The organism is Marinobacter lutaoensis (assembly GCF_001981305.1).
Lineage (GTDB): Bacteria > Pseudomonadota > Gammaproteobacteria > Pseudomonadales > Oleiphilaceae > Marinobacter > Marinobacter lutaoensis.
The window spans coordinates 582,765-594,929 of record NZ_MSCW01000007.1 but is presented as its reverse complement, the minus strand read 5'-3'; the positions used below and the strand labels follow the sequence as shown (position 1 = coordinate 594,929).

Below are 12,165 nucleotides of genomic sequence, written 5' to 3'. Positions count from 1 at the left end.
TACGTTCACTGGCTGAACAGGGCGGACAGCTTCGTGCGCGCGGCGTCATTGAGCCAGCGGGACCAGGTGTCCTTGTAGTGGGTGAGGAAGTACACGGCGGCTTCCTCGGCGGAGGCGTTGTTCTCCGCTTTCCAGGCCAGCACGCTGCTCATGGCGTCGGTCCGGAAGGTCATCTTGCCGAGCATCTCCGCCACCTCCGGCTCACGTTCGGCGAAGTCCGCGGTGTAGGACGTCAGTACCGGGGCGGCCGGGAAGTCGGAGACTTTCGGGTTCGGGTTGTCCGGGTTCTGATTGGCTTCATGGGCGGCCTTGTCGTACCCGCCCAGATCGACGCGGGTCATGTCGAAGCGGCCCAGCGGCACGGTCGGGCCCCAGTAGTAACCAAACCAGGGTTCGCCGTTCTGCACCGCTGCGGCCATGGACGAGGCCAGGGTTTCACCGGAGCCGTGGTTGAACACCTCGATGCCGGCGCCTTCCAGGTCCAGGGCCCGCACCAGGTTGTCGTTGACGATCCGGCAGCCCCAACCGTCGGGACAGTTGTTGAAGCGGCCGCCGACCAGTTCCGGGTGGGCCAGGATGCCGTCAATGGTTTTCAGCTCGGGGTGGGCTTCGGCCAGATAGGTGGGAATCCACCAGCCTTCGACACCGCCGGGGTCCAGCACCTTGCCGGCGCGCACCACCTTGCCCTCGGCTTCCAGCCGCTCGTACACCTCGCCGGTGGAGTTCAGCCACAGCTCGGTCACGATGTCCGGCTCACCGTTCTCCGCCACCGAGGTGATCGCCGGTACGGTGTCGGAGGGAACCACGGACACGGTACAGCCGTAGCCCTGTTCCATGATGAACTTGGCCACGTTGGTGACCACCGAGGCCGACGCCCAGTTCATTTCGGTGATGGAGACTTCGCCGCAGTCGTCGGCCTGGGCCAGTCCAGGCAGAACGGCCGCGCACAGCAGCGCGGCACGGGTAAACTGTTTCATGTTGACCTCTCCTCGGGTGATTTTCTTGAAAAATATTTTTTCTGCTAAGGGTTGTTGCCACTCTGTACTGCGCGAATGGCGCGTTTCCCTGGGATTTTGCCCCTCATAAAACCTTAGTGCAGAAATACATAGACCTCTAAGGATAAGAAAAATGAAGGTATGTTCAAGTTCCCGACATAAAAAGGTCGTTTCCAGGGACCGGCGAGCGCCGGCCGGCCACTGTCAACGGCCTGTAGTAAAGCCCTGCTAGGGTCGTGCGGTTGCCGGACCAGGAGGCTGATATGACCGAACTGCGGAAACTGACCCCTCACCAGGCCATTCCCGAGGAGCAGTCGCGGCGGGATGCCCGTCAGCGTCAGCGCCTGCGCACATTTCTGCCGGAGCTGATCCAGTTGGAACGGTTGCTGGCGGAGGCGCCCGAGTCGGTGTCGGTCCGGGTTCCGCAGCGGGTGACGCTGGCCGACCTGACGCTGCCGATCTATCGGATCGATCTGGGGGCCGAGCGCCGCGACGTCCCCGCCCTGCTGCTGGTGGGCGGGGTGCATGGGCTGGAACGGATTGGCTCGCAGGTGGTGATGGCCTGGCTCCACACCCTGCTGAGCCGGCTGGCCTGGGACGATCACCTGGCCCGCCTGCTGACGCAGGTTCGGGTGACCGTACTGCCGATCCTCAATCCCGGTGGCATGTTCCTGAACCAGCGCAGCAACCCCAACGGTGTCGACCTGATGCGCAATGCTCCGATCACCGCCCAGGACCGCAGCGCCTTCTTGCTGGGCGGGCAGCGTTTGTCACGACGCCTGCCCTGGTACACCGGCGACCCGGAGCAGGGGATGGAACCGGAAAATCAGGCGCTGGCGGCGGTGATCGAGGAGCTGCTGCCCGGCCGGCCGTTCAGCGTTTCCCTGGATTGCCACAGCGGCTTTGGCTGGCAGGACCAGATCTGGTTTCCCTACGCCTACCGCCGGCGCCCGATGCGCCGCATCGGATCACTGATGGCGCTCAAGCTGATCTGGGAGCAGGCCTACCCGAACCACACCTACCGGTTCGAACCTCAGTCCCGGCACTACCTGACCCACGGTGACCTCTGGGACTATTTTTACAAACAGGTCAATCGCAACAGTGCCGGGGTGTTTCTACCCCTGACCCTGGAAATGGGCTCCTGGCGTTGGGTCCGCAAACGTCCCCGCCAGCTGTTCCGGCTCGACGGCCTGTTTAACCCGCTGGTGCCGCACCGGCACAAGCGGGTTCTGCGCACCCACCTGTGCTGGATCGACTTTCTGTTGCACGCCGCCGCCAGCCATGAAAACTGGTTGCCGGATCCGGACCAGGAGGCCATGCTCCGGGAAGCGGCCATCATGCACTGGTATCGGGATGTGAACTGACATGCACTGGATTCTGTTGCGTGGACTGACCCGGGAGCAGGCACACTGGGGGGACTTCCCCCGGCGTCTGGAGGCGGCGTTCCCCGGGCACCGGTTCCACACCGTGGATTTACCGGGCACGGGGGTAGCCTTTCGGGAAACCAGCCCGGACACCATTCCGGCGATCCGTGAATGGGTGTGCCGGCAGGTGGCGCACATTCCCCGGCCGGTAAACCTGCTGGCCCTGTCCATGGGGGGCATGGTGGCGCTGGACTGGGCCCAGCACGCCCCCTGCGGCGAGATCCAGAACCTGGTACTGATCAATACCAGCTCGGCTTTCAGCCCGCCGTGGCAGCGGATGCGGCCGGGTGCCTGGCCCCGCATCCTGAGACTGCTGGCCTACCGGGAACTGTTTGACCGGGAGCGTGCGATCCTGGCGTTGACCAGCAACCGCCCCGTGCCCTTGGCTTTGGCCAAGCGCTGGTACAGCATCCAGCGCCAGCGCCCGGTCAGCCTGGACACCGCCTTCCGGCAGTTGCGCGCGGCGGCTGGTTTCCGGCCCCGGCGCACGCGCCCGCTGCCGGATGCCCTGTTGCTGGCCAGCCGCCGGGACCGGATCGTGCACTGGCGCTGCAGCGCCCGGCTGGAGTCCCTGTGGCAGTGGACCCTGAAGCTGCATCCGGACGCCGGCCATGACCTGCCCCTCGACGACCCGGAGTGGATTCTGGCGCAGCTTTCGGCGTGGTTGCCAAGGGCCTGATGGTTGCTTGACGCAACTCTTTTTTCCGTTCAGTCTCAGGAAACCGAAATCACGACACAGGGCTGACACGGAGCCGACAACAATGAAAATCTACGAAACCAGAACCGCCCCCAACCCCCGCCGCGTGCGCATGTTCATGGCCGAGAAGGGCCTGCTGGACGAGGCCGAATTCATTGAGGTGGATATCCAGAAAGGAGAGAACCTGACGCCGGAATTCATGGCCCGCAACCCGATGAAGAAGGTGCCGGTGATGGAGCTGGACGATGGTACCTGCATCGCCGAAACCATGGCCATCTGCCGCTACTTCGAGGAGGCCTACCCCGACACCCCGACCCTGCTCGGCGACACGCCCCTGGAAAAGGCGCGGATCGAGCAGTGGCTGCGCTGGCTGGATTTCTACTTCTTCCTGCCCACCGGCATGTGCTTCCAGCACACCACCGGCTACTTCAAGGACCGCATGAACCCGATCAAGGCGTGGGGTGAGGAGTGTGGCCAGGGCGTGGTCCGGTTCATGCAGTTCCTGGACCAGCATCTGGAAGGGCGGGAGTATCTCTGCTGCGACCGCTTTACCGCCGCCGACATCAATGCCTTCACCACGGTGGCGTTCGCCCGGGTCATCAACCTGCGGATTCAGCCGGAGCAGGTGCACCTACAGGCCTGGTACGACCGCATCAAAGCCCGTCCGTCCGCCCAGGCCTGAGGCGCTCAGCCGGCATCCCCGCCCGCCGGTGCCGCCAGGGCCACGGCCAGCTGGTTGCGGCCCTGGCTCTTGGCCCGGTAAAGGGCCCGGTCGGCCCGCCCGATCAGGGCTTCCGGGCTGGTGTCGCCCCGGTAGCCGGCAATGCCGAGACTGATGGTCTGCTGCTGGCGGGTGTCTTTCATCGGCATCGGCTGGTCCGCCAGTGCCGCGAGAATCTTGCGCCCCACCTCCCGGGCCCCCCGGACACCGGTGCCCGGCAGCAGGATCAGCAGCTCCTCGCCGCCCCAGCGGCATAGGGCATCGCCCCGGCGCAGGCAGGCCCGGATGCGCGTCGCTGTTTCCTGCAGCACCCGGTCGCCGGTTTCATGGCCGAACCGGTCGTTTACCCGCTTGAAGTGATCCAGATCCCCGAGAATCACCGAGAACCGGTGTTGGCCGTTGCGTTCCGCCTGATGGATTTCCTGGCGGATCAGCGGCAGAAAGGCGTGTCGGTTCAGCAGCCCCGTCAGCTGGTCGGTGGTGGCCATTTCCTTCAGGGCCTGTTCGCTCAGAAACTGCTGTACGGAAAGCCCCCGCAGCGCCTCGCTGACCAGCAGGCCCACCACCAGCACCACCCCCGGACCAAACAGGTAGGGACCGAGCTCGGTCAGGGGAATGGCCAGCACGCCAGCGGCGGCCACGAACAGCAGCAGCGGCAGCAGGAACTGGAGCAGCCAGTCCCGCAGGCCCCGGGTGGTCATCAGGGTGACGCCGAAGAAGGCCACCATCAGCCCCTTGCTGATCTGCTGCAGGCCCGCCTGGGCTTGTTGGTAGTACAGTAGGAACAGGCTGAGCACGGTGAACATCAACGACAGTGACATCAGGCGCAGAAAGGCCTTGGCGGACCAGCGCGGCCGGCCCGTATAGTGACCGGCCAGGGTCACCAGGGCGGCGGCGTAGGCAGGGGCCCGCAGCAGCAGGTCCAGGCCGCTGGCGTCGGCCACGGGGACCCCGCGCAGCGCATGGCTGAACTGGTAAGCCAGCAGCGTGGCCAGCATTGCCCACGCTGCCAGTATCGCGAACTGACGCTCCAGTCGGTCGCGGTGGTGAGCATGGGCGTCCTGCCACCGGGCGGGGATCTGGGGGATGTTCAGGCGCAAGGGGCGAACGCTCCGGCGTCGGTCACGTTGTTTGAATTCTACGTCTGGTTGAGTGCTACGGATGCGCTCGGAGCGAAAATTCTTGACCGTGTGTCCGGTCGGCACAAGCCCTTATAGGCGATATACCCCTCAGGACATCCCCCTATTCTGGGGCGGGCGGCGCTATTCCAGCAGGAAATTGGTGTGCCCGTCCAGGGCATCCGGCTCACCCGAGCCGTCCTTGAGTGCCACGCCGGAGCAGCCGAGCCGCCGGGACTCCCGGATCAGCCAGGCCAGTCGCCGTGTGGCGTCGTCGACTGAGAGCCCGCCCGGGCGGATGTTCGAGATGCAGTTGCGCGCTGCATCCGTCAGGCCCACCCTGGGGTTCCAGGTGTAGTAGATGCCGAGACTGTCCGGAGCGCTCAGCCCCGGCCGCTCGCCCACCAGCAGCACCAGCATCCGGGCGCCGAGCAGCTCGCCGATTTCGTCCCCCACGGCGACCCGGCCCTGCTCCACGAGACAGACCGGTGACAGCGACAGTCCGTCGGCCCGGAGCGCGTCGACGATCCGGGCCAGCATGGCCGCGGCATGATGCTGAACCGCGGTGGAGGACAGACCATCGGCCAGGACCAGGGCCACGTCGGCGGCGGCCCCCTCGCTGGCCAGCCGTTTCAGGCGGGCGCCGGCGTCGGCGTCGAGGCGCCGGCCCAGGTCCGGCCGCTGGAGGTAGGTCGGTCGGTCCGGTGCCCGGCTGTGCAGGGGAATCACCGTCAGGCCGAGGTCGTTCAGCTCGGTGGTCAGTGCGTCCCTGTTCAGAGGGATGTGGACTGCGTCCCGGGCCTGGGCGTGACACAGCTGGAACTCCAGGTGGGCCCGGGTGGGTAGGCTGATACCGGCCCGGCCCAGGGCAATGCGGGCCGGGGTGAAGCGTTTCAGACCGGCCCAGTCATTCTCGGTGATGCCCCGTTTCCGGCGCGGATTTGAATCGGTCATGCGCATATCCTCCCCGGAGCTAGAGATGTCGGGCGATGTGAGCGAAGGCGTTTGGCAGGCCCGCGCCCGTCTTCAGGCGCCCCCCGGCGTCGGTGATCCCCATGCGCTCCAGCCAGGCCTCGAACTCCGGTGCCGGCCGCTTGCCCAGCACCTGGCGCAGGTACCAGGCGTCGTGGAACGAGGTGGTCTGATAGTTGAGCATGATGTCGTCGGCGCCGGGAATCCCCATGATGAAGTTGAGGCCGGCGGCGCCCAGCAGGGTCAGCAGCACATCCATGTCGTCCTGGTCCGCCTCGGCGTGGTTGGTGTAGCAGATGTCGCAGCCCATCGGCACCCCAAGCAGCTTGCCGCAGAAATGGTCCTCCAGACCGGCGCGGATGATCTGCTTGCCGTCGTACAGGTACTCCGGGCCGATAAACCCCACCACGGTGTTCACCAGCAGCGGGTCGAAACGCCGTGCCACGGCGTAGGCCCGGGCCTCGCAGGTCTGCTGGTCGACGCCATGGTGGGCGTCGGCAGAAAGGGCACTGCCCTGGCCGGTCTCGAAGTACATCACATTCTGCCCCACTGTACCGCGCCCCAGCGCCAGCGCGGCCTGGTGCGCCTCGTCCAGAAGCGACAGGCTGACGCCGAAACTGGCGTTGGCCGCCTCGGTGCCGGCAATGGACTGAAACACCAGGTCCACCGGCTCGCCCCGGTTGATGGCTTCCAGATGGGTGGTGACGTGGGTCAGCACGCAGGACTGAGTTGGAATGTCGTAGCGTCGGATGACGTCGTCGAGCATCCGCATCAGCCGGGTGACCGCGTGGTAGTTGTCGGTGGCGGGATTGATGCCGATCACCGCGTCGCCGTTACCGTACAGCAACCCGTCCAGGACGCTGGCCGCGACCCCGGCCGGGTCGTCGGTGGGGTGATTGGGCTGCAGCCGGGTCGACATCCGCCCCTGCCGGCCAATGGTCGAACGGAACGCCGTCACCACCTCACACTTGCCGGCCACCAGAATCAGGTCCTGAACCCGCATCAGCTTGGATACCGCCGCCACCATCTCCGGCGTCAGGCCCGGCGCCAGCGCGGTGAGCACCGACGTGTCGGCCTGCTCGGACAGCAGCCAGTCACGGAACTCGCCCACGCTCAGATCGGCCACCGGGGCGAAGGCGGCCGGGTCGTGGCTGTCCAGAATCAGCCGGGTCACCTCGTCGCGCTCGTAGGGAATCAGCGGCTCTTCCAGAAAGCGTCGGAGCGGCACCTCCGCCAGACAGTACTGGGCAGCCACCCGCTCGGTGGCATTGGTCGCCGCGATGCCGGCGAGGCAATCCCCCGAGCGCAGCGGGCTGGCCTTGGCCATCAGCTCCCTGAGGTCGCGGAACCGGTAGCGCCTCTGGGCCAAGTCGACCTGATAGTTCATGTCTTCCTCCGGGTGGCAAGCAGGACTTGGTCGAACAGGAGGTGATGGTGCATTTCGAAACCATCCACTCAATCACCATAGCGGATCATGGCCAGGGCTCAAGCACTTGGCCTGCGCGGGCCGGAGTGCCCCGTTGTGGGGCGCTTCGGTTCTCAGAATCCCCTACCCAAGCCCCCTCCGGCGCGTTACCCTTCCGGCCAGAGAACACCGGATTGCGAGCCGCGAGCTCAGGAGCGTGAGATGACTGGACAGCCGTCCCTGGCCTGTGTCCTGGCCAGAATTGACGAGGCCAACCGGGCCGATCCCAACACCGAACAGGTGGATGGGCAGACCTTGCCCCGGGAGTACGCCTACAGCCTGCACATGACCCGATGGCTGTTTGCGCTGGAGCCGAACCCGTCGGAGCGAATGCAGATTGCCTGCCGGGCTCAGCACATCGAACGCTGGATGCTGCCGCGCGGCGAGTTTCCGGACGGGCGGGCCGGCTACTATCAGTGGCGTCAGTCCTGTGGCCGCAGGCATGGTCGGCGGGCGGCGGAGATCATGGCGCAGTGCGGTTACCCGCCGGAGGCGTGTGAACGGGTGGCGGTGATTCTCAGCAAGCGCGAGTTGCGCCGGGACCCGGACACCCAGCTGCTGGAAGACGTGGCTTGTCTGGTGTTTCTGGAGCGCTACTTTGCGGACTTCTACGAGGAAAAAACGGACTACGACCGGGACAAGTGGTTGCGCATCGTCCGCCGCACCTGGGCCAAGATGACGCCGAGGGGACACGCCGCCGCCCTGGCGCTGGCCGGCCGTCTGCCCGCGCACCTGCAGGCACTGCTGCAGGACGCGCTGGCGCCGGCGGACTGATCAGTCCTCGGGAAAGAACAGGGCCCGGAGCTGCTCGCCCGGTTCCGGCGCCCGCATGAAGGATTCGCCCACCAGGAAGCCGTAAATCCCCCGCGCCGTCATGGCCGTCACGTCCCCGCGACTCATGATGCCGCTTTCGGTAATGGTCACGCGGTCCCCGGCGATGCGGTCGTGGAGCCCAAAGGTGGTATCCAGGGAGACCTCGAAGGTGTGCAGGTTGCGGTTGTTGATGCCCACCAGCGGGGTGTCCAGGGTCAGGGCATCGTCCAGCTCCTCCGGGGCATGCACTTCGACCAGCACGTCCAGGCCGATTTCGTGGGCGATGCCCTCCAGTTCCTGCATCTGGTCCCGGGTCAGGCAGGCGGCGATCAGCAGGATGCAGTCGGCGCCGATGGCACGGCTTTCGTACACCTGGTAGGGCGCCACCATGAAGTCCTTGCGGAGCACCGGCAGGTCGCAGGCGGCCCGGGCCGCCCGCAGGTTGTCCTCGTGCCCCTGGAAGAAGTCGTGATCGGTGAGCACCGACAGGCACGCGGCCCCTCCGCGCTCGTAACTTTCGGCGATGGCCTCGGGGTGGAAGGGGTCACGCAACACGCCTTTGCTCGGGGAGGCTTTCTTGATTTCGGCGATGACCGCCGGCCGCTGCTGGCGGATACGTTGGGCCAGGGCCTCGGCAAAGCCCCGTGCCGATGGCTGGTCGCCGGCACGGGCCTTCAGGTCCGCCAGCGGTGCCCGGCGCTTGCGGTCGTCGATTTCCTGCCACTTGCGGTCGACGATCCGGCGTAGGATGGTGGGTGTTCGGTCGTTGTGACGGTTGCTCATGTTCATGGCCTCAGAAACAACGGGAGAAGTCGACCAGCTCGGACAGCTTGCCGGCGGCCAGGCCGGAGCCAATGGCGTCCAGCGCCATGTCGACACCCTCGCGGGCGGTGTCCGCCAGACCGGCGACGTAGATGGCGACGCCGGCGTTCAGGGCAATCATGTCCCGGGCCTTCTCGCTCAGCTCGTCGTGGCCGCGGCCGAAGGCTGCCTTGATCAGCGCCAGGGACTCGTCCGCCGAGTCCACGGTCAGGCCCACCAGGGACTGGCTCTTGATGCCCAGGTCCTCTGGTGTGATGTCGTACTCGGTGATTGTGCCGTCCTTCAGCTCCGCCACGTGGGTCGAGCTGGCCAGGCTGATTTCATCCAGCCCGTCCTTGGAACAGACCACCAGAATATGCTCGGAGCCCAGGCGTTTCAAAACTTCCGCCATGGGCCGGCACAGCTCCCGGGTGAAGACGCCCAGCAGCTGGCGCTTGACGCCGGCGGGATTGGTCATGGGGCCGAGAATGTTGAAGAGGGTGCGGCACCCCAGCTCCCGGCGGGGACCGATGGCGTGTTTCATGGCGCCGTGATGGGCCGGTGCGAACATGAAACCGACGCCGATCTGCTCGACGCAGCGGGCCACCTGCTCCGGCGTCAGATCGAGGTTGATGCCGGCTTTTTCGATCAGGTCGGCGCTGCCGCTCTTGGAGGAAACGCCGCGGTTGCCGTGCTTGGCGACGTAACCTCCGGCGGCGGCCACCACGAAAGCGGAGGCGGAGGAAACGTTGAACAGGTTGGCACCGTCGCCGCCGGTGCCAACGATGTCGACCAGGGGCTCGGCGTTGACGGTCACCGGGGTGGCCAGTTCGCGCATGACTTCGGTTGCCCCGGTGATCTCGTCAATGGTTTCGCTTTTCAGGCGCAGCCCCATCAGGAAGGCACCGATCTGGGCATCGGTGGCTTCGCCGTTCATGACGATGCGCATCACCGATTTCATTTCGTCCCGGGACAGGTCCAGGTTGGCGGCAATCCGGTTCAGGGCTTGTTTCATGTCCATGGCGATTCTGGCCTCTCAGCGGGTTCTCAGGAAGTTGCGCAGCAGCTCGTGGCCCTGCTCGGTCATGATCGACTCGGGGTGGAACTGCACGCCTTCGATCGGCAGGGTCTTGTGACGGACGCCCATGATTTCCTCCACGGAGCCGTCCTCGTGGCGGGTCCAGGCCGTGACTTCCAGGCACTCGGGCAGGCTGGCCTGGTCGATCACCAGGCTGTGGTAGCGGGTGGCCTGCAGGGGATTGTTCAGGCCTCGGAACACGCCTTCGTCCCGGTGGTATACCGGTGATACCTTGCCGTGCATGACGCGGCCGGCGCGGATGATGCGGCCGCCAAACACCTGGCCGATGGCCTGGTGACCCAAACAGATGCCCAGGATCGGCAGCTTGCCGGCGAAGTGCCGGATGGCGGCCATGGATATGCCCGCTTCGTTGGGCGTGCAGGGCCCGGGGGAGATCACCAGCCGCTCTGGCCGGAGCGCCTCGATCTGCTCAAGGGTGATGTCATCGTTGCGGTACACCCGCACCTCGGCGCCCAGCTCCGCCAGATACTGCACCACGTTGTAGGTGAAGGAATCGTAGTTGTCGATCATCAGCAGCATGGTCGGTGCCTCCGCCTCAGTGGTCGAAATCGTGGTAGGTCATGGCCACGGCCCGGAAAATGGCGCGGCCCTTGTTCATGGTTTCCTTCCACTCGAGTCGTGGCACCGAGTCCGCCACCACCCCGGCTCCGGCCTGGATGTGCAAGGTCTGGTCCTTGATGACCGCGGTGCGGATGGCGATGGCCGTGTCCATGTTGCCGTTGAACGAGAGGTAGCCGACGGCGCCGCCATAGACGCCCCGTTTGACCGGTTCCAGCTCGTCGATGATCTCCATGGCCCGAATCTTCGGGGCGCCACTGAGGGTGCCGGCGGGCAGGGTGGCCCGCAGCACGTCCAGGCAGCTGGTGCCTTCCTTCAAGCGACCGGTGACGTTGGAGACGATGTGCATCACGTGGGAGTATCGCTCGACGATCATCCGGTCCGTCACCTTCACGGTGCCGGTTTCGGACACCCGGCCGGCGTCGTTGCGGCCCAGGTCGATCAGCATCAGGTGCTCGGCGATTTCCTTCGGGTCGGCCAGCAGCTCGGCTTCCAGGGCCCGGTCCTCGGCCTCGGTGGCGCCGCGTCGCCGGGTGCCGGCGATGGGCCGGACGGTGACTTCGCCGTCTTCCACCCGGGCCAGGATTTCCGGTGAGGAGCCGACGATGTGGAAGTCCTCCAGGTCGAGGAAGTACATGTAGGGGGAGGGGTTGAGCACCCGCAGCGACCGGTACAGGTTCAGTGGCGGCGCCTGGAACGGGATGGACATGCGCTGGGAAATGACCGTCTGCATGACATCGCCATCGAGCACGTAGTCCTTGATCCGCTGCACCGCCGCTTCGAACCGGTCTTGGCTGAAGCCGGAGACGAAGTCGCTTTCGTCCACCGCCGTGCCGCGCAGCGGCTCGGGCGTGCGTGGGGCATCGGCGGTGCGCCGGTGCAGGCGGGCTTCCAGGGCGTCGATCCGGGCCTGGGCGCGATCATAGGCTTGAGGCTGAGCCGGGTCGGCGTGCACGATCAGGTGCAGTTTGCCGCGCAGGTTGTCGAAGACCACCACCTGATCGGACACCATCAACAGGATGTCCGGGGTGCCGATCCGGTCCGGCGGGCAGCTGTCTTTCAACCGCTTTTCGATGTAGCGCACGGTGTCGTAGCCGAAATAGCCGACCAGGCCGCCGTTGAAGCGGGGCAGCTCCGGTAGGTCCGGGGTGTGGAAGCGCTGCTGGAAGTGTTCGACGAACGCCAGGGGATCCTCGGCCTCGGTCTGTTCCACCACCTCGCCGTTGCGGTGCAGTTCGATCCGCTGCCCGAACACCTTGAGTACCTCCCGGCTGGGCAGGCCGATGATCGAGTAGCGCCCCCATTTCTCCCCCCCCTGAACCGATTCGAACAGGTAAGAGTAGGGGCCGCTGGCCAGTTTCAGATAGGTGCTCAGGGGCGTGTCGAGATCCGCCAGGACCTCACGGTGTACGGGGATGCGGTTGAAGCCGGCTTGGGCAAGCTCGGCGAATTGCTCGGGCGTCATGTCATGGATTCCTGAAGTCTGATCTGCTTGGCTGCGC

The 12,165-nt window shown here is 65.9% G+C and carries 12 protein-coding genes; 4 read left to right on the top strand and 8 right to left on the bottom strand.

The window, feature by feature from the left end; all coding sequences use genetic code 11:
- Nucleotides 1-5: 5 nt before the first annotated feature.
- Nucleotides 6-977 carry an ABC transporter substrate-binding protein gene (locus BTO32_RS12415; protein ID WP_076724936.1) on the bottom strand — a complete coding sequence of 324 codons (972 nt, stop codon included), beginning with the start codon at nucleotides 975-977 and terminating at the stop codon, nucleotides 6-8.
- Nucleotides 978-1,258: 281 nt separating this feature from the next.
- Here BTO32_RS12415 and BTO32_RS12410 point away from each other — a divergent pair, with 281 nt between their 5' ends.
- The 3 genes from BTO32_RS12410 (at nucleotide 1,259) to BTO32_RS12400 (ending at nucleotide 3,798) form a co-directional block, all read left to right on the top strand.
- A complete protein-coding gene (locus BTO32_RS12410) occupies nucleotides 1,259-2,359 on the top strand; it encodes a M14 family zinc carboxypeptidase (RefSeq protein ID WP_076724935.1) in 1,101 nt (366 codons plus the stop codon).
- A 1-nt stretch (nucleotide 2,360) separates the two neighbouring features.
- Entirely contained in the window at nucleotides 2,361-3,098 is a 738-nt protein-coding gene (locus BTO32_RS12405) for an alpha/beta fold hydrolase (RefSeq protein ID WP_076724934.1), read from the top strand.
- Between the two features lie 82 nt (nucleotides 3,099-3,180).
- A complete protein-coding gene (locus BTO32_RS12400; protein ID WP_076724932.1) occupies nucleotides 3,181-3,798 on the top strand; it encodes a glutathione S-transferase family protein in 618 nt (205 codons plus the stop codon).
- 5 nt (nucleotides 3,799-3,803) lie between these two features.
- Here the strand turns inward: BTO32_RS12400 and BTO32_RS12395 are convergent, their stop codons facing one another.
- The 3 genes from BTO32_RS12395 to BTO32_RS12385 form a co-directional block, all read right to left on the bottom strand.
- Complete coding sequence (locus BTO32_RS12395) at nucleotides 3,804-4,937, bottom strand: sensor domain-containing diguanylate cyclase (RefSeq protein ID WP_076724931.1); 1,134 nt, start codon at nucleotides 4,935-4,937, stop codon at nucleotides 3,804-3,806.
- Nucleotides 4,938-5,099: 162 nt separating this feature from the next.
- Entirely contained in the window at nucleotides 5,100-5,909 is an 810-nt protein-coding gene (gene eutC / locus BTO32_RS12390) for an ethanolamine ammonia-lyase subunit EutC (RefSeq protein ID WP_076724930.1), read from the bottom strand.
- 19 nt (nucleotides 5,910-5,928) lie between these two features.
- Nucleotides 5,929-7,314, bottom strand: a complete 1,386-nt coding sequence (locus BTO32_RS12385) for an ethanolamine ammonia-lyase subunit EutB (RefSeq protein WP_076724928.1) — start codon at nucleotides 7,312-7,314, stop codon at nucleotides 5,929-5,931.
- A gap of 240 nt (nucleotides 7,315-7,554) precedes the next feature.
- Here BTO32_RS12385 and BTO32_RS12380 point away from each other — a divergent pair, with 240 nt between their 5' ends.
- Nucleotides 7,555-8,166, top strand: coding sequence for a DUF4202 domain-containing protein (locus tag BTO32_RS12380; protein ID WP_076724927.1), 612 nt, complete (start codon nucleotides 7,555-7,557; stop codon nucleotides 8,164-8,166).
- Here BTO32_RS12380 and trpC read toward each other — a convergent pair whose 3' ends face one another.
- Genes trpC through trpE form a run of 4 tightly spaced genes read right to left on the bottom strand, consistent with a single transcriptional unit; the run spans nucleotide 8,167 to nucleotide 12,128 of the window.
- Entirely contained in the window at nucleotides 8,167-8,988 is an 822-nt protein-coding gene (gene trpC / locus BTO32_RS12375) for an indole-3-glycerol phosphate synthase TrpC (protein WP_076724926.1), read from the bottom strand.
- 10 nt (nucleotides 8,989-8,998) lie between these two features.
- Complete coding sequence (gene trpD / locus BTO32_RS12370; protein WP_076724925.1) at nucleotides 8,999-10,027, bottom strand: anthranilate phosphoribosyltransferase; 1,029 nt, start codon at nucleotides 10,025-10,027, stop codon at nucleotides 8,999-9,001.
- Nucleotides 10,028-10,042: 15 nt separating this feature from the next.
- Nucleotides 10,043-10,624 carry an anthranilate synthase component II gene (locus BTO32_RS12365; RefSeq protein ID WP_076724924.1) on the bottom strand — a complete coding sequence of 194 codons (582 nt, stop codon included), beginning with the start codon at nucleotides 10,622-10,624 and terminating at the stop codon, nucleotides 10,043-10,045.
- 16 nt (nucleotides 10,625-10,640) lie between these two features.
- Nucleotides 10,641-12,128: an anthranilate synthase component I gene (gene trpE / locus BTO32_RS12360; protein ID WP_076724923.1), complete on the bottom strand. Its 1,488-nt coding sequence runs from the start codon at nucleotides 12,126-12,128 to the stop codon at nucleotides 10,641-10,643.
- Between the last annotated feature and the right edge of the window lie 37 nt (nucleotides 12,129-12,165).